Raw genomic sequence first — 24,820 nt, 5'->3', positions numbered from 1 at the left:
CGGTCACTACCGCGCAGAAATTTTCCAGGCTTTAGTCCATTGCTTCAGTGCAATTTTACCGATACCAGCTTCGATATCCCCGGCTCCTCCATGGTAACCCCGTAGAGCGTATCGGCCACGGCCATGGTGGTCTTGCTGTGGGTGATCATGATAAACTGGGCAAAGGCCGTCATCTCCCGCACCATCTCGTTGAAGCGGCCGATATTGGCATCATCGAGGGGAGCGTCCACCTCGTCAAGCAGGCAGAAAGGGGAAGGCTTGATGAGGAAAATGGAAAAGATGAGCGCTACGGCCGTCAGGGCCTTTTCCCCTCCAGAAAGCAGGGTCACGTTCTGCAGCTTTTTCCCCGGCGGCTGAACGATGATGTCGATGCCGGTTTCCAGAAGGTCCTCTTCGTTGGTCAGCCGCAATTCCGCCCGACCGCCGCAGAAGAGCCGCGGGAACACCTCCTGGAACTTGGCGTTGACCTGCTGGAACGTTTCGAGAAAACGTTTTCGGGTGGTCCGGTTGATGCGCTGGATCGCCTGCTGCAGTCCATGGAGTGACTCCTCCAGGTCTTTTTTCTGGGTGGAAAGAAAGGAAAAACGCTCCTCAAGCTCCCGATAGTCGTCGATGGCGGTCAGATTCACCTCCCCCATCTCGTCCACCAGCCGCTGCAGCTCCGCCTGGCGCCGCTCGTCCCCGTCCACATCGACCTCCACATCTCGGTACAGGGGGAGCAGTTCCGCCATGGTCACCCGGTACCGGTCATGGAGCGAATTCTCCAGATGCTGCACCCCCATGGTCAATTCGGATAATTTGAGGTTAGCGGCTGCCTGCGCCTGCCGGGACGCCTCATGACGTGAACGCACCCCCTTGAGCCCGGCCTCCTCCTCCTGAATCACGCCTGCCCCGGCCACGTACCTTTCCCGGACCGCAGCGTGGGCAGCCTCGGCCTCCAGCTGCCGGGCCAGGAGTTGCTGCAAACCTTTCTCACTGGTGCCGATGCTCTCGGCAATTCGCTCACGATCCGCCGTGCTCTTTTTCAACTCTTCTTCGTGGGAGGCAATACGTCCTTGCAGGTCTTTGCCAAGCTCCTCCACTCGCCGGATTGCCCGAAGGTTCGATTCGCGCTTCTCCCGGAGCGCAGCTGACCGGACCTTCATGGCAGTCAGCCGTTCCCGGGCACCTTCGATTTCCTGGCGCCTCGCAACCAGGGATTCCTGCACGGCTGCCAATCTATCCTCCAGCACGGCCTTCCGCGCTTCGAGCATCGTTCTCTGCTCCCCGGAAGCAGCAAGTTCCCGCTCCAGCACCACTCGCTCCTCGGCCAGCTGACCATCCTCCATGCCCCTGACCGCCAGCCTCTCCTCGACCCGCTGCTGGTCCTCCCGCACCCGCTGCAGGTCCTTTTCAGCATTGAGCAGGTTTATCTCCGCCTGGTGCAGCCGCTGCCTGAGGCTGCGTTCCCCCTCCTCGACAGCGGAAATCTCGCGGCGCAGCTGTTCCCGTTCCCTCTCCAGCTCCAGAACCCTGGCACCAAGATGCTCAACCTCGACGGACAACCCCTTGATCTCCCGTTTTTTATGAACCAACCCCAGGGCAACGGCTTCCAGAGCCCCCCCCGTCACAACCCCGCCGTTGGCAGCCACATCGCCATTCAGGGTGACGAAGGTCAGGTGGGGGTAGCGCCGTACCTGTTCGATGGCGGTCACCCTGTCGGGAGCGATGTAAATCCCCATCAGCAGGGGGGCAATCAACTCCTTGCACTGGTCGGCTATCCTGACCCGGTCGATAAGACGCGGCATGGTGCGGGGGACTGGGCCGTCCAGCGTTCCATCGGCCCCTCCCAGAAGAAAACTGCACCGGCCGCCGCCGGTTTCCTGCAGGTGGGCAATTGCATCCCCCACTGCCGCTTCTCCTCCGCCAAGTACATACTGAAGACGGTCCCCCAGCACCGCTTCAAGTGCAGCTTCGCATTCCTCGTCCGTCTCGAGGAAATCCGCCACGACACCGTCGAAACGCCCTTTGAAGTGTTCTGAAAGGAACAGGGAGCGAACCCCCTGGCCATAGCCGGCAAACTGGGCTTCGAGCTCCTGCAGGGAATGGAGCCGGGAGCCCTTGCTGCTCAGGTCATTGCGTGCACTCTGCAGGTCGTCGTCGAGCCGGACCAGGCAAAGCTTCAGCTCCTCTTCCCTCACCTTCAGTCGGGCCTGCTCCTCCACCAGCGAGGCCTTGCCGGTAGCAAGCATCTGGAGGGACTGGCTCAGCTCCTCCACACGCCGGCTCGCCTCAGCGAGCTTTTCCCTGAGCACGGCATCTTCACGCCGGCTCCTCTCGCACCGCTCATCCAGTGCTTCAAGACGTTTGACAGCCCCTCCTTGAATGTTACTCTGCTGAGCGACCTGGGACAGGACCGAAAAAAGCTCCCGGCGAGACTCATCCTGTTCTGCCGCAAGCGCGCCTTCCGCCGCGGTGAATCCTTCGAGTTCCCGCTCCATATCCTGGAGGGTCTGCTCCTCGCCGGCCAGTTCGGACGCGAAAGTCCCCTTCCTGTCTTCCAGCATCTTCAGCTCGGCTTCCGCTTCGAACAACTGTCTGGCAAGACCTTCAAGTTCCCCCGTAAAGCGTTCCCGGTGCCGTTCGAGGTTGAGCTGCTCCTTGCGCTGGAATTCCAGACGGTTCTCGCAGGCCTGCAGCTCACCCTTTGCACGGAAGATCTCCTCCTGGGCCGCGGTGAGAGCCTTTTCCTCTTCGAGGAGAGCTATGCGACGCTCCTCCAGGGCCAGTTCCCCGCGCTCCAATTGCAGCGCCAGGGCGGCCACTGCCGTGTTCAGCTCCTCCAGCCCGCCGGCAAGGCGATCTTTTTCGCCCATGACCGTCAGGTACTGCCGGACGGCTCCCCGCAGGTCTATTTCCTTCAGTTCCTCCCGGTATTCCCGGAATTTTTCCGCCTTTTTCGCTTGCCGCTGGAGAGAATTGAGCTGCCGCCGGATCTCCGCGACGATATCACCGATCCGGAGCAGGTTCTGCCGGGTCACCTCGATCTTCTTGAGGGCAACCTGCTTGCGAGACTTGAATTTGGTCACGCCGGCCGCTTCCTCGATGAGGAAGCGGCGCTCTTCCGGTTTGGCAAGAAGGATCATGCCGATCCTTCCCTGCTCAATGATCGAGTAGGCCCGCGCCCCGACACCGGTATCCATGAACAGTTCGGAGATATCCAGAAGACGGCAGGGGGTCTTGTTGAGGTAGTATTCGCTCGTTCCGTCCCGGTAGAGCCGCCGGGTCACCTGGATTTCGCTGTAGTCCAGATATCTGGCCGGCACACGGCCGTCCTCGGTTGAAAAGACCAGCGAAACCTCCGCCATCCCGAGCGGCTTGCGAAATTCGCTGCCGCCGAAAATGACGTCCTCCATCTGCCTGCCCCGCAGATTTTTGGCGGACTGCTCCCCCATGACCCAGCGTATGGCATCGACCACATTGGACTTGCCGCAACCGTTCGGTCCGACAATGGCGGTAATCCCTTCGGTGAAGTCAAACGAGACTTTTTCCACAAAAGATTTGAAACCGAGTATTTCAAGTCGTTTGATTCTCATAAACCGCCGTATAGTAGCAGAGGAGGGGATTTATTGTAAAGGAATAGATGGGACGCAGCGGGGCGCTCTACCCGCACGGATTCGCAATTTACAGTGCGTGGGAAATCATCTATACTTCCTTTCATGCGGCTGATCCCCAAGAAATCCTATCTCCTCGCATCCCTCGCACTCCTGCTCCTGATGGCGTTGGCTGCCACCCTTATCCTTCCCCGGTTGCTCCATCTCGACAGCTACAGGGATCAGATCCTGGCACAGGTCCAGCAATCCCTCAGCCGGCAGGTGTCTTACGAAACGGGTGAGTTTTCCTACCACATCTTCCCGACGTTCACGTTCACAAAGGTAGTGGTAAAGGAAAAGGATGGCACCTCCACGTTTATCGGTGCCGACCGCTTGGTTATCAAGGTTGCCCTCTTGCCGCTCTTGAAGAAAAAGATCGTACTGCGCGACCTGGTACTGGAAAAACCTGCCGTCGAACTGGTCCGCGACCGGACCGGCCGCCTCAACATCAGCGACCTCCTGGAAGAGCGGCCAGAGGGAGTCCCGCTCCAGATCAGGGGGGTGCAACTTCAGAAAGGGCGCATCCGCTTCACCGACCTGGCGGTCGCCCCCCAGGGAGTCGTCACTCTCCTTGAAGATACCGACCTCAACCTTGACCACATCGGCCGTGGCAAGACCTGCACCATCAAAATCGCCACCACGGTTCTGGACAATGGTCAAAAGGGAAGCCTCTCCCTCACTGGCAAGGCTACCATCCCTTCGAAAGGGAAACCCGCCAGCGACACAACGGTAAACATCAGCGTCAAGGGGAAGAACCTCGATGCAACTCCCTACTGGCCTTACTACAGCGGCTATGTGCCATTTCGCCAGGTCTTGGCCAGGGTCGACCTGGACAGCACGTTCAAGGGAAAACTCGCTGACTTCACCTCCCGGGGGAAAATACGGATTGCCGGTCTGCGCTTCGATTACCCCCAGGTTTTTCATGCGGTTCTCACCCCGAAGGACCTCCATTTCTCCTACGACATGGCGGTCACCCCCCGGGAAGTCAACGTCAAGGAACTCGACTTTACGGTAGACGCCCTGAACGTCAAGGGAAGCTGCTCCATTGGGGATATCCATACAAGCGACCCGCGCATAACGGCGCGGGCGGTTACATCCCAGTTCAACCTGCAGTATTTCGCCCAGTACATACCCTACGGAATCATCGTCAAGGACACCGCAGATTTTATCGAGCAGCACATCAAGGGTGGCATCTACAAACTGGACGACGGGCGCCTCAATGGGAGGATCAGCCAGATCCTCCACATGGAGCAGGGGACCAATTACGACGTCCTGTTCATAAAGGGGCGGGTGCAGCAGGGGGTCGTCAGTTACGGGCCCCAGATTCCTGCCTTCAACGGGATCAGCGGCACCCTGGAAATGCGCGGCAAAAACTTCAACCTCATCGGCATGTCCGGCAACTTCGGCACCTCTCCCTTCACGCTTGACGGGAAGATCACCGACTATCCCCTCAACACCCCGTCGGGCTACCCCTTCACCATGTCCATGACACCGCACCAGGCGGAAGTGGCCTGGCTGCTCGGACCTGAGCGTGGCAAAAAACTTTCTTACAGTGGAGACGCGCCTCTTCGGCTGACAGGGGAAGGTTTTACCAGCGGATACCGGTTGACAGGGGAATGGAACCTGGGACAGGCTTCCTACAGTTATCCCGACATGATCAGCAAGCCCATGGGACGGGCCAACATCCTTTCGGTGGCGGGAACCATCTCAAAGCAGGAGGCAAGAATCAGCCTTCTGCGCTACCGGCTCGCCCCCATGGATCTGGCAATCAGCGCCGTTTATCGCTATACCGACTCTCCCCGCCTGGAACTGGCCTTCAAATCAAATCCCTTTCCCCTTCAGGAAGTGGCCGGCATGCTCCCCAAGGTACATACGTACCAGCCGGTGGGCTCACTACAGGCATCGGTACGTGCGACAAGCCAGGGGAAGAGCATCGACGACCTCTCCTGGAGCGGAAGCGTCGCCTTCAACGGTTTTGCCTTTAAGCCGGCGGAAACAGTCCGCCCCGTCAGCAACCTCTCCGGCACCATCAATTTCAACGGCGACAGCCTGGAAACATCCCAACTCACGGCTCGCCTCGGCACGTCAACCATCTACGGCAAGGGGAAACTGGTCGGCTTCGGCAATCCGACCCTCAATCTGAGTTTTTTCTCGCCACTTCTTGACATGGCAGACCTGGGCTTCGGTGTACCCCGCAAGGAGGTAAAACTGACCGGGGTCGAAGGGAGTATCGATCTCAAGAACCATAATCTCCAGATCAAGTCCCTCTCTACCAAACTCAACAATACATCCCTCAACGTCAGGGGAACCGTCCAGGACCTGCGCAACCCCAAACTCGACCTGACCGTGGCATCCACGTACCTGGATGTGGATGACATCATCCTGCTGGCGGAACTTGAGCCTCTGAAAAAGGCGAACACCCCCCGTACCCGCCTGGCACTTAACGCCAGGGTCGATGCCAATGCCGGCAGGTTCGCAGATTTCCCCTTTCAGCAGCTCCACACCGACGTCCACTATGAAAACAGGATACTCTACCTGCAGCAGACAGAAATGGCAGCATTTGGAGGGGCGATCGCCGGCAAGGCACGGATCGATTTCGGCATGGACGACGCCCCCCGTTACCAGGTGAATTACACTATTGACAACGCCAGTGCCGACCAACTCGCCCGGGCAATTGGCATGAAACAGCAGGAAATAATGGGAAACCTTTCCATGCAGGGGGACCTCACCGCCAAGGGGAAAACGGCTGACGAAATCCTGCGGACATCCCTCGGCTCGACCCGTATCCATGTGGAGAAGGGGCTTCTGCGCAAATTCGCCACCCTTTCAAAGGTTTTCTCCATCCTCAATGTCTCCCAGTTGCTGAAATTGCAACTCCCGGATATGGTTTCCGGTGGCATGCCCTTCAACGACATCACCGGCACCCTTGCCGTAAGCGACGGCATTGTTTCCACCCGCGACCTCTTCATAAAAAGCAACGCCATCAATATCTCGGTCGTGGGCAGTATCAACCTGGTCAGGGAAGAACTCGACGTCACCATCGGCACCCAGCCTCTCCAGACGGTTGACAAGGTGGTAAGCAGGATTCCCATCGTGGGGTGGGTGCTTACCGGCAAAGAGCGGACCCTCGTTTCCGCCTATTTTGTCGCGAAGGGGAAGATAAATGACCCTGACGTCACGGCCATCCCCATCGATTCCATGGCCAAGGGGGTATTTGACATCTTCAAGAGGATATTCCAACTCCCTGCAAAGCTGATAACCAACACCGGCGAAGTCATTATGGGCAAGTGACATGAGATATTTCTCATGCGCAGCTCACTTTTTTTATTGTCAATAAATTGCCGGGTATGCTATTTTTCTCAATGGTCACAACAACTCATCAGGAGGATACCCGTGAAAAAAACAGTAGTGGTGGTTCTTGCAGTCATGGCACTTGCGGCCGCCGGTTGCCAGAAGAAGGAAGAAGCCCCCAAAGGCATGGCTCCCCAAGGTGGCATGCCTGCCCAGCAGATGCCTGCCGCCCAGCCTGGCGGTGGTGACCCCCATGCTGGTCTCAAGCCCCAGGAAATTCCGGCTGGCGTCGGTCACAAGGGGAAAGTTGTGCAGACAATGGATGCTGCCGGCTACACTTACATCGAAGTGGAAGAGAAGGGACAGAAGTTGTGGGTAGCAGTCATGCAGACCAAGGTCAAGGTGGGCGATGTCGTCGAATTCCCCGACTCTCCCCCCATGGTCAATTTCCAGAGCAAGACCCTGAAGAGAACCTTCGACAAGATCATCTTCGCTCCGGGCCTGAAAGTCAACTAGGGCGCATATTTCTTTCAATTTAATCAGCAAGGCGAAACCGATGGTGGTTTCGCCTTTTTATTTTGTCAGCAGGTTGAGTCCGGCCAGAGCAGTCGGTTCACCGGGAGTGAGGCTCAATGCCCGGCGATACCAGGCTTCAGCCTGGGGCTTAGCGCCACGTAGCCGGCACAACTCCCCCAGCGCCACACAGGCAGGCGCATGGGCGGGAACCAGTTCCAGCACCCGGAGAAAGGCCTTCTCCGCTTCGCCAATGTTCCCCAATCCACCGTATAGTTCACCGATTGCCAGCCATCCCCACGGGTTGTCCGGCTGCCGGGCGACAATCTCCCGGTATTCCCGCTCCGCCTCGAACATATCACCCACCGCTTCATACCGTTCCCCCGCCATGAGATTGGTTGCGTGGCAAAACCCCAACAGCTTTTTCTGTGCTGCAAAATCGGCCGGACGAAATTCGTTGCGGGCCGCGGTTCGCGTCAGCCGGTCGAGAAGTTTTTGTGTCGAGACGGCAACAAAGGGATCGTCACGGAGATAGAATGCCTCCCGACGGTCCCGTTCGAACAGGTCGGAAGTGCACCCTCCCGACGCGACAAGATCCGAAAAAAGGCTCGTGCCGGGATAACAGGCAAGCGGAGATACCTGCCCGTCGTGGGGCTTTATGTCGTTAATGAGCCGCAGAGTCGCCTGAAGATCCTCGTCGGTTTCGCCAGGCACCCCGGTAATAAGATAGATGGAGAGATGGAGTCCGACCCGGCGTGTGACGGCAGCCGCTTGCCGGACCTGTTCGGGGGTGATCCGTTTCCCGAGGGATCTCAGTATCCGCTCGGACCCGGACTCCACGCCGTACTGTACGCATTCACAGCCAGCCCGCTTCATCCAGCCGAGCATTTCCTCATCCACACTGGCAACCCGGGACTGGCAGTTCCACATGACATGAAGACGCTCCTCCACGAGCAGGCGGCAGAATTCAAGAACACGCCGACGGTCGGCGGTGAAGGTATCATCCCGCAGTGAAAAATAGAGGAGGCCGTGAGTGTCGCGTATGGCTCGCAATTCGTCCACGATAGCCCGGGGAGAACGGAAACGGAGGCTGCGTCCCCAGAACAGGGGAGAAGAGCAGAAGCGGCAGGCGGCGGGACACCCCCGGGAGGTGATGATGAATTCCAATTGGCGCTGGAGGTCAACCCCGATGGCGTCGTGATAACAAGATATAGCGGAAGGGAGAGCATCAAGGTCGGCAATGGGGGGACGTGACGGCGTAACGACGATTTCATCCCCACGGCGGCATGCCAGCCCACGAATTGCCGTCAAATCACGGTCACCAGACCGCTGCAGATGGCGTGCAAGCTCAAGAAACGTTTCCTCCCCTTCGCCGAGCACCACCCCGTCCACCTGCTGGAAACCGGCCAGGAGTTCCCTGCTGCGGTGGGTCGCGTGGGGTCCCCCCAACACGACTAGACACCGGGGATTCACCCGTTTTGCAAGTTCAGCCAGGCGCAGGGTTGCGAACCGGTTATGGGTGAACTGGGATATTCCCACGAGATCGGGTTGTTCTTCGGCCAGCAAGTCCGTGGTTTTCTCCCAGGAAAAGGGAGAAAAGTTGGCAAGCCTCGCCCTCATTCCCTCCCGGCGGAGCAGCGCACAGATGGAGGCCAGCCCGACGGGGAGAAGTGACGTATAGGGATCGGCGGCGCTACGGCCGGTGGTTTTATAGGCGAGAAGTATCCTCATGACCGAACTCTCTGCTGATCCTTTCCGCCAGAGGCATGTCTGCCGGCAACAGTCGATAGCCCGCAAGGTCGGACGGCCGGACCCAACGGTGTTCGGCAACTTCGAGGTCCGTGATCTCTCCGGAAGTCCAGTGGCAGCGGTAGACCAGGACCAGAACAGTGCGTTCCGGGTACCTGTGATAAATTACGTCGAAGACGGCCCCTGCTGTAACCGTTATCCCCAGCTCTTCGAAAATTTCCCGGACAATGCAGGTGCGGGGGTCCTCTCCCGGTTCGAGCTTGCCGCCGGGGAACTCCCACAGATTGGGATAGGGGACATCCGCTCGCCGACGCGTCAACAGTACGTTCCCGCCATGTTCGATAAGGGCTGCCGTAACGAGAAGGGGATGCATGGTCACCTCAAAAAAAAATCCGGCCAGAGGCCGGATTTTTCAGCGTTGCTGCCGATTTTCCTCAGTTGTTGTTGAGGGAAATGCCGAGAGCATCATTTGCCTGGGCGTCATCGGCCATCTCTTCCTCGACGCCCGAAAGCAGGTCATCCCACTTGAATACCTGGGGGTTGATCTTGCCGATCCTCTTGGCACCGAGAAAGCGGGCCCGGTAATAGGGGGTATCCATGGTGGAAATCACCACGCGCCGGTCCCTGGAGGAGGCATGGATCATCTTGTTCCCCCCCAGATAGATGCCGACATGGGAAGGGAAACGGGCGTAAGTGCGGAAAAAGACCAGATCACCCTTCTGCAGATCGCCGGGGGAAACTTCGTTGCCCACCTCAAACTGTTCGCGGGCAGTACGGGGAAGGGATACTTCCATCTCGCGGAACACCTGCTGGACAAAACTGGAGCAGTCGATGCCGTTCCGACTGCTGCCTCCGAAACGGTAGCGCGTACCGAGAAAGCCGTAGGCTTTCGACTTCAGGAGGGTTACGTTATCGGTTTTCAACTCCAGGTTCTTGGTCAGGTCCACCGGCTTGGACGGGTCGGCCTCGGTCAGATCCGCAAGACTCTGCTCGTAATCCTTCTCGCTGAACAGGTCGTTGTTCTTAAGGTAGACACCGCTTGCTTTGGCAATACGCGGCTTTTCATCCTCCACCGCATCGGCATCACGCAGGGCAATATCCTGTCCAACCTTTAAACGGCCCTTTGTGCTGGGGTTCAACCGCTTCAATTCGCTGAGCGACACGCCGGTCTTCTTGGCGATCCGCGAAAAATTGTCACCCTTCTTGACGCGATACGTTCCAGCAGCAGCTTTCTTGCCGTTGACACCGGCGGAGCGCAGAGGAATGACCAGGGTATCGCCTTTTTTTACCTGATTGTGGACCAGATTGTTTGCGGTCTTGAGGTCGGCCACGGTAACGTGGTATTTTTTTGAAATGGCGTGAAGGGTTTCATTCCGCTTGACACGATGCGTCTTTGCCGCAAAGACAAGCGAAGGGAAGGTCATCACAAATACGAGGCAGACCCAAACTATTGCACTGCTCTTCTTCATGCCCCCTCCTCTCATTGTTTTATAAAAATAGCAAAAGCGAGCATCTTTATATAACAACTCGGCGCTTTTGTCAAGCTTGCAGGAAACCTGCCAAATCAAAGCGTTAGCGACCGACTATAGTCACACGCACCTTTACTGGCTCGTCCTGCAGCACTCGCAATTGGGGAGACGGCATCATCAGGCGTTTTTCCATCACCGTGCTCTGGCGGATCACCGCAAGATCGACTTCTTCAGTAGCAATGCTCTCCAACTGATTTAATAAATGGGCCGGCCCTTCTGCCTGAACTGTCCTGGGCTCACTTGCAAGCCTTTTCAACCGCAGCTGACCCGGGAGCGTTCCCACCGTTTTTATCCGGATAGGGACCGTTTTGCGAATTTTTCTCTCGGCCATAAGGCGTACCATCGACGGCTTTACCCCGGTTACCACTACCCCGGTCGGCAGTTGGAAATTATCCTCCTTGACCGCCAATTGACTGCTCCCTTCCCGAATGCCGGAAAGGTCCAAGTCAGCGACCACATCCAGATTCTTCGGCGATGGAATAAGGCGGCTGATGAATTTGAGCTGTACCTCCACCTCTTCCGGGGTTGTCCGCGTCAGGACAAGCCCGTCCGGAAGATTGTGATACTTGATTGGTGCCGCGACCGTAAGGACACCTCCCTCCCGGGTGGTGATAAGCAGCCAGCAGGCCACCACCAGCAAAACCGTTGCCAGCTTCGGCATCAGATTGCCAAACAGCCGATGGCGCCAGGAAATTTTCCCGGCATCCGGGGACGGAGGAGCAAGGAGCGTGTGGAGTTTCTCGCTCAACTGCTCGGGAGTGGCAACAGAATGAAGTTCCCCGGCCAGTGCGAGAGAAACCTCACCTCGTTCTTCTGACACGATGACTACCACTGCGTCGGACCGTTCGGTAATGCCAAGCCCTGCCCGGTGGCGAGTTCCATAATGCTGGGGGATGTCTGCGTTCGCCGAAAGGGGGAGATGGCAGGATGCCTGGATCACACGACCGTCACGAATGAGCACTGCGCCATCATGGAGGGGAGTGCCGTCGCGGAAGATGCTCCCGATGAGCTGGGCAGTCACCAGGCCGTCCACTGGCACACCATGCAGCAGGTATTCATCCAGTGGTTCCCGGCGCTGAAAAACGATGATGGAGCCGGTTCGACGGGAAGCCAGGGAGAACACGGTGTTCGCAATATCCATGAAGTCGAGCTGGACAGGGCTTTCCTGGCGGTCGAACAGGTTGCGGAGCAGACTGAATCGGTAGAGCGCCTGCCGTATCTCGGACTGGAAGATGACGATGAGGAGCACGAACAGAACCGTCCCCAGTTCCTGGAGGATCCAGCTCGTCATGAAGAGCCCCAGATTCTTGGTCACCACATAGAGGGCGCCAAGAAAGCCAAGCCCGATCACCACCTGCATGGCCTTGGTATTCCTGAACCAGCTATAAAGCTGGTAGAGCAGAAAGCTCATGATGACGATATCGATTACGTCCTGGACACGGATATAGGGAAACACTGAATTCCTTTTCTGGCGGTTCGTCCCTGTTGCAGGTAGTCCCTCGCAGGTTCCAAGGGTACCGCTGGACCCCACAGCCCCGCAACAATTTACTGGCATGGCCGGCTGGTTTTATGTTACAACCTGTCGGACCCGCAAACACAGCAGTTCACAAGCCGATTTCATACCATTTCCACCACAATAAAGGTAGTAAAAATGTATAAATTAAGCGAAAAGGGGGATAGGATCCGGTCGATGTTCGACGAGATCGCCCCCCGTTACGACTTTCTCAACCGGCTCCTCTCCCTCGGCATCGACCGGCACTGGCGGCGCTTTGCCGTTGGCCAGCTGGCGATCCCGGACAGCGGAGAGCTCCTCGACATCGCCACCGGTACCGGCGACGTGGCACTGGAGATAGCACGGCAGAGTCCGCGGGATGTAACCATCGTCGGCGCTGACGTGAGCCGCGAAATGGTGGAGATCGGCCGGCAAAAAGTTGCCGCATCACCCCATGCCGGCCGCATCACCTTCGAGATTTCTCCCTGCGAGGCACTCCCCTTCGCCGACAACCGGTTCAACGGCATCACCATCGCCTTCGGCATCCGCAACGTCGTGGACCGGCAGCTTGGCCTCAACGAGATGTACCGGGTGCTCAAGCCCGGAGGCCGGGTCGTCATCCTGGAATTCTCAACCCCCACCTTCCCCCCGTTCCGGGCAATCTACCAGTTCTACTTTCTCAAGGTCCTCCCCCGCATCGGCGGCCTCTTCTCCCGCCAGAGCGCCTATCAGTACCTCCCCGATTCTGTCATGGAATTCCCCCCCCGCGAGGAATTCAAAACCCTCATGGCAGCGGCGGGCTTCAGACACCTCCGCCACATTGATCTCACCTTCGGCATCGCCACGGTGTACATTGGGGATAAATAACCCTTCTTGCCCCATGCCGACAGGGAGCAATCGCATCAACTCCCCTGAAAACAATTGAACGATGGCTGTGGAGCTATTCCCGCGCTTCGGGCAGGGAAGCGGTCGGAGCTGCCTTCGCCTTTTCGGTTTCGGCTGACAGGAGTTCTGCCGTCACCGTGCCGAGGGGGATTTGGGTCTCCACCTTCACCGGCGCCCTGAAGTCATCATCTGTCAGCCAGATCGTCACATCTCCGGTCCGCTTGAATATGCCGTCGGTCTTGAGTTGCGGTTTGATCACGAGGGTATCGGCTTTCCTGAAACCTGGCAGGCTCACCTGTTCCCGACGCAGCACCTCGACGGGAATTTCGGTGTACCGATCGCTGTCATAGACCTGGAGCAATTCCGGCGTACCGACTTTAAGCGGCTTCCCTCGCAGGAAGTAAAATCCGGAGAGAAGATCGAGAACATCGCTTGTGGGAACGGTTTCGTTACTGCTTTTGTGGCTGAGGAGGTCGTGCCAGAATACTTTCTTGTCCCGCAGAAAGAGAGTAAATCCCCGATTGCTGCGGAACGAGCCTTCCTGTTGCCGTATCTTGGTGACAATGAAATTGCCGCCGATATGTCGCGTTTCGACGAAATCATCCACGGGATACAAACTGGAGAGGAGAGCGTTTGTCGTGACCTTGAGCGTGATCCGCACCTCCCCCCGCTCGTTTTTCGCCTCAAGTTCGGCACCACCCACCGGAAGGCCGAACATGCTTATCTGGTAGGTAAGCTTTTCCCGTTCCGTTGCCAGGAACTCGCCGGCTGTTCTCAGCGGCGGGTTTTTTGCGTGTGCCGACACTGTTTTCCGTGCTGCCGCAGGCATTGACTCGCTGGGATTTGCATTGTTCTGGGTAGGGGGGTCAGTCTTAGCCGTAGGTAGCGCAGCCCCGTCAGCTGCCTGCTCCGGGCTGATCTGGCGCTGAGGGGCCTCTTTCTGCGGCGTATCGACCAACGTACCAGCCGCGGAAACAGGGCTTGCAGAATCTTTCGTATCTGCGTCACCGCCTGCTGCCTCAACAGGCACAGGTATTTTGCCCCCGGTTCCCCTGGCAGGCTCAGCATTATCACCTTGCCTCTTCAAATCAACCATAACAGCCTGAAGCAGGCTGACCGGTCTGGCAAAATTGTAACTGCCAAGCTTCCCCAGTGGAGACAGCAGAAGGAAGTGCACCATGATGGACAAGCAGACACAGATTGCCGGTATGCGGATTCTTTCATTCATGGCGAACGTTCTTTCCTCCTAGATATCCCAGTCAGCATTGTAAAAAAAGTCCCCGCCATTGGCGAGGACTTTGTCAGCTGCCTGTCACACCCGCAGAGTGTGGATTATTCGATACACCTACACACTAAAAAAACAATCTCAATAACTCACAAAGGCGTCTGTCGTAAAATGCATCGGCATGCCGGAAGCGGAGAAATCGAAATGCTTCCCGTGATCTTTCATCATCAGCTTGAACGCACTCATCATGTAGCGTCGCTTGAACCCATCCTCCAGCGCGACAATCTCCTGCACCTTGTCGGTGTAAAACTTCATGTAACAGGTACCGAGCGCCTGGGTAATTTCGTCCATGGACATCTCGAACGGCTCGACAATGGGAGTAACCAGATTGTATTTCGAGTAATCCCATACCCTGATACGATCCTTCATATCCGCATGAATCGGGGTAAACGGCATGGGGGTGACTACGGGAAACACGGCGATATCCGGATTGAGATACTTGGCGGATTCGATGGTGCTGTCGATGGAATCCCATGTTTCATTCGGAAAGCCTATCATGAACGATGCTTCCGTGATGATGCCCGCGTCGCGGCACAGATCCAGTGCCTGCTTGTTCTGCTCGAAACTGGTGCCTTTGTTCAGACTGTTCAGGGTATCCTTGTCGGCACTCTCCGCACCGATGTATATGTGGATGATCCCGGCCTCCGCATACTTGTGCAGAATGTCAGCATCCCTGATGATATCTTCCACCCTGGTTTCTATGAGGAGCTGGACGCCAAACTTCCGCTCGATCAACAGGTCCAGAAACAGCTCCCAGCGCTCCCGGATCTTGGTGGGGTAGGCATCAATCAGCGTAAAAAAGCTGATATTGTAGGTCTCGATCAGGTGGGCCATCTCATTGATGACGTTTTCCGGTTTCCGGCAGCGCCAGTCCTCGCGCCAGAACATCCTCTGGCTGCAGAATGCGCACTCCATGTCACAGCCGCGGGATGTCAGGATGGATGCCATTCTGCCGCCGGGCGCGACGCGGTACTGGTAGTCATCCCAATCCAGCAGGTGCCACGCCGGATTCAGGGAGTCAAGCTCGACAATGTGGGGCTGGTTGGCGTTCGAAACGACGTTCCCCTCTTCCCGATACGCAATCCCCTTAACGTCTTTCCCTTTTCCTTCCGGAATTGCGGCGAGCAGCTGCTTCAAGGTCTGCTCCGGCTCACCCTTCAGGATATAATCGACGTGGTTATTGCCGTCTTCGAGAATTTCACCGAACATAAAGGTGGGATGGGGTCCTCCCAGCAGGGTGACAATGGCCGGATTCACCTCTTTGGCAACATCCAGAATCCTGAGGGCATCGGGAACAGTAGCGGTGCTTATGGCGCCGGTAACCGGAAGGTAATCCAGGGTCATGACGAAGTCGGGTTGGAATCGCTCAATCTCCCCCCTGATATCGCCAAACCCAAGGCCCTTGTTCATGGCATCGAATATTCTGGCTTCGTGTCCCGCCTCAAGCGCGGCTCCGGCGAGATAGGCCAGATGCAGGGGGGGCCATTTGCCGACAACCTGCACTCCCCAGCAGTGGTAAGGGGCTGTTACGAAAAGAATCTTGCTCATCTGTTCCTCCCCGGCATACATGACTCAATTTTGAAAAGGCGAAGCGCGCAAAGCACCTGATGAACTGTATCAACGAAACGCATGATGGTCATGTAAAGATTTGGTAAAGAATCAGATGAACAGAAGGGGAGTCGAGGGATAAAAGGAAGAGTTGTGTTACACGTTTTTGCCAGCATTCGTCAGGTGTACCGCAACGGCACGAGGGAGGTTGAACCAGACGCGGGTCCATTTCCCGTCGCTTTCCGCGCCTACCGTACCGCCATGGGCCTCGACAAGCTCCTTGACGATTGCCAGCCCGATACCCGCACCCCCGGCATCCCGGGAGCGGGAACGATCAGCCCGGAAAAACCGTTCGAACAGATACGGAATATCATCTGCCGCAATGACCGCGCCGCTGTTGGCGAAGACAGTCTTTACGCCGTCCGCGGTACGCTGCGTCGAAATGGTCACGGTTCCCCGGCGCGGCGTATATTTCCAGGCATTGTCGGCCAGGTTGCGAATCGCCTGCAGCAGCTTGTCCCGGTCTGCCGTCACCAGATCCCCCGCTGGGTCGAGTTGCCACTGCACATCAATCTCCTTCTCCTGGAAATTGGGCAGGTACAGGGCCATGATCTGGCCGAGCAGTTCGTGGAGGGAGAGCTCACGGCACTCGAGAAATGCCTTGGCGGCATCGGCTCTCGCCAGTTGCTGGAGATCGTCGACCAAATGAACGAGACGCAAGACCTCCTGCTCGAGCATCCTGAAGGTTTCCGGAGTGGGGGGCACGACGGAGTCGCTCAATCCCTCCAGGTAACCGCGCAGGTTGGTCAGCGGGGTGCGCAGCTCGTGGGATATGTCGGCGACCATGTTCTTGCGCAGCCGTTCAACCGTCTCCAGGTTATCGGCCATGTGGTTGAAGGCATCGGCGAGTTGCCCCCCCTCATAGCGTGATACCACGTTGACCCGTTCGGAATAATTGCCGTCGGCAACCTTCCTGGTGATGTCGGTGATCTGCAGCAGGGGGCGCAGGACCCAGGTGGTCAGGAGGTAGGTAAACAGCAGGGTAAAGGCCAGGGCAGCGAAAATGCCCCAGAACATGTGGTGGTGGATAGCGTCAAGAAACCTGTTGTGCGCATCGAGCGGCGAGACGTGGAACCGCTCTTCCAGCTCCTGGTAATACTTCGCCGCCTGCCGGTCTACGGCTTGCCAGGCCACCAGCGAAAAAATCGCAAAAATCGGGACAAAGTGGCCAACCAGCAGCTTCCAGAGAAACCTCTGCCTCATCGTTGTGCCCCGTCGCTGAAAGAATAGCCATGGCCACGCACGGTCAGGATGAAACGGGGGGTGGCAGGATCATCCTCGATCTTTTGACGGAGTTTGCCGATGTGCACGTCGATGACCCGGTCGATAACCGCCTCGCTGTTCCGATAGCACTGACTCAGAAGTTCCTCACGGGAAAGGGCCTTCCCGGGAGAGCTCATCAGGGCGTACAGAAGTTTGTACTCCCACGTTGTCAGGGGAACAGGTTTTCCATCGCGGGTGACCCTGCGCTTCTCGGGATCCAACTCCAGCCCGGCAAACGAGAGAGTTGTCGTCATGGCGGGCGAAACCGGCCTGATGCGGCGCAGGATCGCCTTGACCCGTTCCACCAGCTCGCGGGGGCTGAACGGCTTTACGACGTAGTCGTCCGCCCCCATGGCCAGGCCCGCAACCCGGTCGACCTCCTCTTCCCTTGCCGTAAGCATCAGGACGGGGACATCGGAACTTTTCCGCAGACCCCCGCAAATCTCCCAGCCGTCAACGTTCGGCAGCATGACATCGAGGATGACGAAAACGGGATTGCAGTCGTCGGCGGCCTGGAGCGCCTCCCCACCGTCGTGGACAACAACCGTCGAGAACCCCTCCCGTTCGAGATACGTTGCGACCAGCGCGGCGGTATTGCGGTCGTCTTCTACGATCAACACCGTTCCCTGGTTGCCGATGGACTGGGACATGCCATTTTCTCCGAATCAATGAACTACGGGAAGACCTGAACGCCGCCAGGCAGCCATGTGACCCGCAAGAAGCGTGACCTTGCGGAAACCGAGGAAGCCGAGCAGCGCCTTGCCCATCATGGCACGGGGGCCAAGCTCGCACAGCACGACAAGTTCGGCGTTTTTATCCTGGGGGAGCGAAACCAGTCGCAGCAGTATTTTCCAGACCGGCGCGTTGATCGCACCGGGAATATGGCCAGCCTTGAACTCAAATCCCGTGCGGACGTCTATCACTGTCGGAGGCTGTCCGGATGCCATTTTTTCTGCAAGTAGCCGGGGTTCCATACGCCAATTACCCTGTCATCCCCTGGATTTCATTTTCATCGCATCAATTGTCGCCGGAATCTTGCCAAGTATGCCGATTCCCAGTTTTCTCATGACAAAGTGACTGCTCATGAACAGCTTGGTGATGCGCATCAGATAGTCACGCCTGAAGCCGGCCTTCATGGTCATGTATTCTACTATCTTGCCCATGTAAAAATTGCGGTAGCCGTCGGCTATGGCAACTTCTATCTGGAGCATGCTCATGTTGCGGGGCTCAATGACAGGATCGACCATGTTGTATTTTGCATAATCGTGGACCCGCACAAGGGGATTGAGGTCATGGTACCCTTCTGCATACGGCCAGGGGGTGAACGTAAAAAAGTTCGCAATGTCGGGGTTGTACTGCTGGGCCAGCTGCATGGTCTTCTTTATGCTCTCGGACGTTTCGTCGGGAAAACCGACCATGAACGACGCCTCGGACACGATCTCCTGCTCGCGAAGGAGATCAAAGACCTGCCGGACTTCACTCAGAAGCATCCCTTTGTTCACTGCATCGAGGACAGCCTGGTCGGCTGTCTCGATCCCGGTTGATAGATAGATGATGCCTGCCTTGCGGTACTTCCAGAGGATGTCCCTGTCCCGGATGATATCCGCGGCCCTGGTTTCCATCAAGAGATATACCGGCATATCCTTGGCGATAACGGCATCGAGCAGGGCCTCCCAACGGTCCCGGCTGTGGGTGGGATGCTCATCGGTAATCATGAAAACATTGACGCGGTGCATCGTATGCAGATATTCCAGCTCGTCGGCCACCTTCCGGGGGTCCCGGGCGCGCCAGGACTGTTCCCAGAACTTCTGCTGGGAGCAGAATGTGCAGTCATGATCACACCCCCGGGAGGTACTGATCGCCCCCAGGCGGGAGTCGGGAATCACCAGACTGTAATAGTCCCCCCAGTCGAGCAGATCCCACGCGGCCGGGAGATCATCAATGGCATCCATGGGGGAACGCCTGCCGGTCTTGACGACCGTTCCATCCCGTCGGAAGGCAATGCCGGCAACCGTTGCCGGATCGCCGCCAGCCTCCAGCACCTCCAGCAGATGCCGGAACGTGACCTCGCCCTCGCCGATGATGACGTAATCAACAGCGGCAGAGCTTGCCAGCACCTCTTCAGACATGAAAGTCGGGTGCACGCCCCCCAGGATGGTTACGGTATCCGGGTTGGTCCTCTTGGCCAGGTCAAGGGTCTTGACCGCGTCATTGATGGTAGCGGTAATCGCGGTGGAGGCCACGTAATCCGCCATGGATTCGCGAAGACGGTGCTCGATCTCGGGATAGGCATGCCCCTTGGCCATGGCATCGTAGATACCTGCATCCAGACCCGCCAGACGGGCGGCACCGGCAAGATAGACCAAACCGAGGGGAATCCAGCGGCCGGCAATTTCATCCACGCCACTGTGATAAGGAGGGGTTACAAACAGGACTTTCTTGGGGGTTGCGGCGGTTTTTATTCGACATCTCCCTTGAAATACAGTACGTTGCATTTCTGACAAATCACATGGAACACTAGCATGATACAGCCATAAAATCCAGCCATTTCCGGCAAGCATGCCGTGTGAAAAATAGCGGGAAACGCCTATGAAACTCATCATCCAGATACCATGCTTCAATGAGGCAGCGGCTCTGCCCGTTACCCTGAAAGATCTGCCGCGTGAAATACCAGGATTTGACCGCGTGGAATGGCTGGTCATCAACGACGGCAGCACTGACGGAACCGCAGAGGTTGCCCTGAATAACGGTGCGGACCATGTTGTCAGCTTCACCAAAAACCAGGGACTGGCCCGAGCCTTTATGGCCGGACTGGACAGCTGCATCAAGCTCGGCGCCGATGTCATCGTCAACACCGATGCCGACAACCAGTACCTGGCCGCCGATATTCCGGCCCTGGTCGCCCCTATTCTCGCAGGGAGCGCCGATGTGGTTATCGGTGCCCGTCCCATCGACGAAATCGAGTCTTTTTCGCTGACGAAGAAGATGTTGCAAAAGGCCGGCAGCACCATCGTCCGCTTTGTCAGCAAGACAACCATTCCCGACGCGCCAAGCGGATTCCGGGCCATGACCCGCGAAGCCGCCATGCGTTTCAATGTTTTCAATGACTACACCTATACGCTGGAAACCATAATCCAGGCGGGCCAGAAGAACATTGCCACGGCATCGGTCCCGGTACGCGTCAACAGCTCACTGCGTCCGTCGCGTCTGGTAAAGAGCAATTCATCCTACATCAGAAAGTCCCTGGTCACGATCGTCAGGATCTTTGTCGTGTACAAGGCGTTCAGATTCTTCATGTCAGTGGGGTTGACGGCCCTCTCGCTCGGCTTGCTCGGAGGAGCCAGATTCCTGTACTATTACGTTACCGGCGATGGTGGCGGGCATGTGCAGTCGCTGATATTATCATCCATACTGCTCGGCGTCGGCTTCCAGACCATACTGACCGCTTTCCTGGCCGACCTCCTGGCGGTAAACCGCCGACTGATGGAAGACGTCCAGTATCGAGTCAAGAAACTGGAACACCCCGGTCCAACAGACCCTCATCCCGGCATCCGGGAGAAACAGTAGCAAAATAAACCAGGGGAGAACATCTGCTTATGAATCGCATAATTCTGTTTTTTTCAGCACTGGCAATCGTCATGTCAATGGCATCAGCAGCAGTGGCTCTGGACAAAGCAGCACTTGTCGGCACCTGGAAGCTGGTTGAAAATGCCATGGGCAAAGATGGCAAGCCCTGCCCCTTTGTCGGCAAGCAGATAGATTTTACCGCCGACGGGAAAATGATATCAGCCAATATGCCGATGCCGTTCAGGTACAAAGTCAATCCGACGCCGGCAGAAGCCGAGGCTGCAACCGCGAAGAACCCGGAACTGAAGGGGATGGACATCATGCTGGCCATGATGGGGAACTCGCAGAGTGACTGGTCGAAGGCACCCATTGCCTACGGAGTGGAATTGAAGGGCAACAAATTCACCATGAAGGTAAGCGGATACACGCCCGCTCGCTACAAGAAACTGAAATAGCTGGAGTGTATGGTGATCTTGCTCTTTGAACCCTGGAACCTCGGCGATGCCATCATCGCCGCTTCCATCGCCAGACTCACCCCTGACCGCATAATCCTTGCATGTAACAGTCGCTGGCATGAAGTACTGCAACTGGCATCCAACGGCTCGCTCAACCTGCTGCCTCTGGATCTTCCCTATGTCTGGCGTACCGACAAAAAGCTCTTCTCTCTCGGGGACGCCATTTCAACAGTAACTGCATTAAAATCCGACACACACCACATAACAGAGGTAATCAGCATTCGCGGCGATATTCGCGATTGGGTTGCGGCGCACAGGATTATTCGAGGAGCGACCTTCAATTTCAGCGGTTGGCTGCCATTTTGTGCCCGGAAACTATCCCTGTTTGACCTGCCCTTCAAACATGGCTATCTGGGTGTGCGCAATCGCTACTGCGCCTGGGCCAAAGCCGTCGGTATCCCTTTCAGTTCGCTCGAACGGGCCTGCCTCGCCCACCCGGAGAAACAGGAAAATGCCCCCGTAGTGATTCACGTCGGCGCACAATGGCGCTCCAAACAGTATCCCCATGTGGGCGAACTGGCAGCGCTTTTGAAGAAAGCAGGGAACCTCGTAGAGATCCTGGCCGGCCCCAGGGACCAGCTTCCATCGGGGATCTCAGATGCTATGGTGCAAAGGCCGGCATGGCCGGAACTGGTGGCGCATCTGCGCAACAGCCGATGCGTCATCACCAATGACTCGGGGCCGATGCACCTGGCCGCATATCTGGGGTGCCGAACCCTGGCATTGTCGCGCTGTTCGAATATTGCGGAATGGCTGCCGCCCGGCGTAACGGCCCTGTCGTCGCCATCCAGCCCCCGCGGCTACCGGCCGGTCGCGGGTTACTGGTCGGATCAGATTCTTTCGGGTTGGCCGTCGCCAGTTGAGGTCATGGGAAGCCTGCGACCATGAACGCAGCCTGGACCAAATACCTGCCCGGAATCCTTCGGGAAAAACTGGATGGGCGGCAACAACTCCAGAAGGCCATCGGCAACAGCGGCTGGCTCATGTTCGAAAAGATTCTGCGCATGGGCGTAGGGCTGTTCGTCAACGTCTGGATAGCCCGCTATCTCGGCCCTGAAAACTTTGGTCTGCTCAGTTATGCCCTCGCATTTGCCGGACTCTTTGTCCCACTTGTAACTCTTGGTCTTGACGAAATTGTGGTTCGCAATGTCGTTCGCGATCCGGAGAACAAGGACGAGACGCTGGGGACAGCCTTTGCCGTCAAGCTGGCAGGGGGTTTTGCAGCCTTTGCCGCCGCAACAGCGACGGCAATGATACTGCGCCCCGCCGACTCCCTGACTCACTGGCTGGTCGGCATCATCGCCGCCGGCAGCCTGTTCCAGTCTCTCAACATCATAGATATATGGTTTAATTCCCAGGTTCAGACGAAATATGCCGTACTCGCCCGTAATGCTGCTTTTGCCCTCTGCACCATCATTAGGGTTCTCCTTATTCTGACCAGGGCCCCCCTTACCGCCTTTGCCATCGTGGTAACCATTGAGACGGTAATCGCAGCCACCGGCCTCCTTGTTGCGTATCGAGCGACAGGGGGATCTTTCAAGAAATGGCATGCCACCTTTGCGACCGCAAAAAACCTGTTGCGAGACAGCTTGCCGCTGGCGCTTTCCTTCGTTTCCGTTGGCATCTATCAGCGAATCGATCAGGTAATGCTTCAGGAAATGAGCGGAAGTCACGAAGTCGGTATATATGCGGTTGCGGTTCGCCTTTCGGAGGTTTGGATATTCATCCCGAATGCCATTTACTGGTCGGTATACCCAAGCATCGTGAAGGCGAAGCAGGTGAGTGACGAGCTGTTCTACGAGCGCCTGCAGAAATTCTACAATTTGGTGGCACTGCTGGCGTACGCCATCGCAATTCCAATGACGCTCTGTTCCCAGTGGCTGGTCGACAGCTTGTTCGGCGAGGCATATACGAGGGCCGGCCTCATGGTGACCTGGTTGATCTGGGCCCATCTTTTCACAAGCCTGGAAATAGCCAGGAGCACATTTCTTGCATCCATGAACTGGTATAAAATCTACTTTATATCAGCCCTCGCAGGGTGTATCCTGAACATTGTTCTTTGTTATTTCCTCATTCCCCGCTACGGCGGAATGGGTGCAGTTGTTGCGTCGATTTTTGCTTACTGGTTCGCGGGGCATGGATCATGTTTTTTATTCAAATCCACATTCAGGACCGGCGCCATGATAAGCAAAGCAATTATCTATCCCAAAATCTGGTAGTCTTTCCGGCCACCCGGGAAATCCACGGGGTAAATCTCTCGTCATTCTGATGGAAGCGCATCAATGCCCAGCCTTGCAAGCATAATTGACCATTTATTAACCTCAGACCGACTGCCCTATCCCGATAGCGCCCATATCGATCCCGCAGGCAATGTATGCCAGTTGAAATGTCCGCTCTGCCCCGTCGGGGCTCAAATAATCACCCATGATCGTGTCATCATGCCGATGGACACGTTCACAGCAATACTCGGCAAGATGCCGTTCCTCAGGACAATAGACCTGTACCGTTCGGGGGAACCTTTCTTGAACCCCGAACTGTTTGCCATGATCCGATACGCCAGCAATCGGGACATCAAAGTCGTGACCAGCACTCACTTCAGCTTTGCAAAGCCGGACGCCTTTTTCGATGAGTTGGTCGCGTCCGGTCTGGACACGTTGGTTGTTTCACTCGACGGGGTCTCCCAAGAAACGTACTCGCGATACCGGGTCGGCGGCGACTGTGCCCTGGTGCTGTCCAACATCAGGAGGCTGATTGTCGCTAAAAACAAATCCCGCAGCAAAGCGCCCCGCATCATTTGGCAGTTTCTCGTGAATAAACACAATGAACATGAAATACCGGCCGCCCGGAAAGTTGCCGCCGACCTGAAAATAGCCCTCGAACTGCGGCCTATCAGCCTCGGGGACAATGAACCTGATACACGCCATGAATGCTACGACATTGGGGCGAGGAAACGTGACTGGTTACCGCAGAACGGAGCCTTCATCAGCGATTGCTACAAAGGCGACTATTGCTATCCACTGTTTCAAGGCATATGCCACCAATTGTTTACCCGGGTTGTGGTAATGGCAGATGGCAGCGTTTTGCCCTGCTGTGAGGCCAGAGATAAAGAAAGCGCCTTTGGTGACCTTCTCAACGAATCATTCAACGACATCTGGTATGGCCCCAAATACCTCGATGCCCGCTTGCGGGCATTGAACCGCAAAACCACACCCCAGCTCCAATCCGTCTGCTTTAGATGCAATAACTTCGGCACTGCGCCATCATTGACAGATAAACTTCGGCTATTATTGCACGTCTATAAAAAAGGGTTCCGCCATTACCGGCAGAAATTATCACCAGTGTCATGATAAACGGAATGTATCCAGTGAACTGCCCCAATTGTTTCGAGTAATCCTGGAGGCGTAATTTCAAATGCTCAGAAATGCCGTAAACAATCTGGTCAGACCTATAGTCATGCGACATATGATGACTATTGTGAATGTCAGGCCGGT

Annotated in this window: 19 protein-coding genes; 8 read left to right on the top strand and 11 right to left on the bottom strand. The window is 56.7% G+C overall.

Features of this window, described 5'->3' with window-relative positions:
• Window positions 1-44: 44 nt before the first annotated feature.
• Window positions 45-3,575, bottom strand: a complete 3,531-nt coding sequence (gene smc / locus KI810_RS12395) for a chromosome segregation protein SMC (RefSeq protein WP_214175865.1) — start codon at window positions 3,573-3,575, stop codon at window positions 45-47.
• Between the two features lie 123 nt (window positions 3,576-3,698).
• Here smc and KI810_RS12390 point away from each other — a divergent pair, with 123 nt between their 5' ends.
• Window positions 3,699-6,923, top strand: coding sequence for a YhdP family protein (locus tag KI810_RS12390; RefSeq protein ID WP_246525572.1), 3,225 nt, complete (start codon window positions 3,699-3,701; stop codon window positions 6,921-6,923).
• A 102-nt stretch (window positions 6,924-7,025) separates the two neighbouring features.
• Window positions 7,026-7,439 (top strand): hypothetical protein, encoded by a 414-nt coding sequence (locus KI810_RS12385; RefSeq protein WP_214175864.1) that lies wholly within the window; start codon window positions 7,026-7,028, stop codon window positions 7,437-7,439.
• 57 nt (window positions 7,440-7,496) lie between these two features.
• On the opposite strand, the gene KI810_RS12380 is transcribed toward KI810_RS12385, so the two are convergent.
• From KI810_RS12380 to cdaA, 4 genes are all read right to left on the bottom strand, one after another.
• Window positions 7,497-9,167 (bottom strand): B12-binding domain-containing radical SAM protein, encoded by a 1,671-nt coding sequence (locus KI810_RS12380; protein ID WP_214175863.1) that lies wholly within the window; start codon window positions 9,165-9,167, stop codon window positions 7,497-7,499.
• Window positions 9,145-9,558 (bottom strand): (deoxy)nucleoside triphosphate pyrophosphohydrolase, encoded by a 414-nt coding sequence (locus KI810_RS12375; protein ID WP_214175862.1) that lies wholly within the window; start codon window positions 9,556-9,558, stop codon window positions 9,145-9,147. Before KI810_RS12375 ends, KI810_RS12380 begins: the two co-directional genes overlap by 23 nt.
• A gap of 61 nt (window positions 9,559-9,619) precedes the next feature.
• Entirely contained in the window at window positions 9,620-10,654 is a 1,035-nt protein-coding gene (locus KI810_RS12370) for a C40 family peptidase (RefSeq protein WP_214175861.1), read from the bottom strand.
• A gap of 103 nt (window positions 10,655-10,757) precedes the next feature.
• A complete protein-coding gene (cdaA, locus tag KI810_RS12365; protein WP_214175860.1) occupies window positions 10,758-12,170 on the bottom strand; it encodes a diadenylate cyclase CdaA in 1,413 nt (470 codons plus the stop codon).
• Between the two features lie 195 nt (window positions 12,171-12,365).
• Here cdaA and ubiE point away from each other — a divergent pair, with 195 nt between their 5' ends.
• Window positions 12,366-13,073, top strand: a complete 708-nt coding sequence (ubiE, locus tag KI810_RS12360) for a bifunctional demethylmenaquinone methyltransferase/2-methoxy-6-polyprenyl-1,4-benzoquinol methylase UbiE (protein ID WP_214175859.1) — start codon at window positions 12,366-12,368, stop codon at window positions 13,071-13,073.
• Window positions 13,074-13,146: 73 nt separating this feature from the next.
• Here ubiE and KI810_RS12355 read toward each other — a convergent pair whose 3' ends face one another.
• From KI810_RS12355 to KI810_RS12330, 6 genes are all read right to left on the bottom strand, one after another.
• Window positions 13,147-13,896: a DUF3108 domain-containing protein gene (locus KI810_RS12355; protein ID WP_343213499.1), complete on the bottom strand. Its 750-nt coding sequence runs from the start codon at window positions 13,894-13,896 to the stop codon at window positions 13,147-13,149.
• A 561-nt stretch (window positions 13,897-14,457) separates the two neighbouring features.
• Complete coding sequence (locus tag KI810_RS12350) at window positions 14,458-15,924, bottom strand: B12-binding domain-containing radical SAM protein (protein WP_214175857.1); 1,467 nt, start codon at window positions 15,922-15,924, stop codon at window positions 14,458-14,460.
• Window positions 15,925-16,080: 156 nt separating this feature from the next.
• On the bottom strand, window positions 16,081-17,187 hold the full coding sequence (locus tag KI810_RS12345) for a sensor histidine kinase (protein ID WP_214175856.1): 1,107 nt from the start codon (window positions 17,185-17,187) through the stop codon (window positions 16,081-16,083).
• Entirely contained in the window at window positions 17,184-17,897 is a 714-nt protein-coding gene (locus KI810_RS12340) for a response regulator transcription factor (protein WP_214175855.1), read from the bottom strand. Before KI810_RS12340 ends, KI810_RS12345 begins: the two co-directional genes overlap by 4 nt.
• 15 nt (window positions 17,898-17,912) lie before the next feature.
• The gene (locus KI810_RS12335; RefSeq protein WP_246525568.1) at window positions 17,913-18,194 is read right to left on the bottom strand and encodes a rhodanese-like domain-containing protein; all 282 of its coding nucleotides are present in this window, start codon (window positions 18,192-18,194) and stop codon (window positions 17,913-17,915) included.
• 42 nt (window positions 18,195-18,236) lie between these two features.
• Window positions 18,237-19,649, bottom strand: coding sequence for a B12-binding domain-containing radical SAM protein (locus KI810_RS12330; RefSeq protein ID WP_343213498.1), 1,413 nt, complete (start codon window positions 19,647-19,649; stop codon window positions 18,237-18,239).
• A gap of 187 nt (window positions 19,650-19,836) precedes the next feature.
• On the opposite strand from KI810_RS12330, the gene KI810_RS12325 reads away from it, so the two are divergent.
• The 5 genes from KI810_RS12325 (at window position 19,837) to KI810_RS12305 (ending at window position 24,676) form a co-directional block, all read left to right on the top strand.
• Entirely contained in the window at window positions 19,837-20,814 is a 978-nt protein-coding gene (locus KI810_RS12325; protein ID WP_214175852.1) for a glycosyltransferase family 2 protein, read from the top strand.
• A gap of 29 nt (window positions 20,815-20,843) precedes the next feature.
• Complete coding sequence (locus KI810_RS12320) at window positions 20,844-21,269, top strand: hypothetical protein (protein WP_214175851.1); 426 nt, start codon at window positions 20,844-20,846, stop codon at window positions 21,267-21,269.
• A gap of 9 nt (window positions 21,270-21,278) precedes the next feature.
• Window positions 21,279-22,217, top strand: coding sequence for a glycosyltransferase family 9 protein (locus tag KI810_RS12315; RefSeq protein ID WP_214175850.1), 939 nt, complete (start codon window positions 21,279-21,281; stop codon window positions 22,215-22,217).
• Window positions 22,214-23,548: a flippase gene (locus KI810_RS12310; protein WP_214175849.1), complete on the top strand. Its 1,335-nt coding sequence runs from the start codon at window positions 22,214-22,216 to the stop codon at window positions 23,546-23,548. The genes KI810_RS12315 and KI810_RS12310 overlap by 4 nt, the downstream gene beginning before the upstream one ends.
• A 63-nt stretch (window positions 23,549-23,611) precedes the next feature.
• On the top strand, window positions 23,612-24,676 hold the full coding sequence (locus KI810_RS12305; protein WP_214175848.1) for a radical SAM/SPASM domain-containing protein: 1,065 nt from the start codon (window positions 23,612-23,614) through the stop codon (window positions 24,674-24,676).
• The last annotated feature ends 144 nt before the right edge of the window (window positions 24,677-24,820 follow it).

Source organism: Geomobilimonas luticola (genome assembly GCF_018476905.1).
GTDB lineage: Bacteria > Desulfobacterota > Desulfuromonadia > Geobacterales > Geobacteraceae > Geomobilimonas > Geomobilimonas luticola.
Note: the sequence above shows the minus strand (reverse complement) of the source record. Positions and strands in the feature narration are given on the sequence as shown.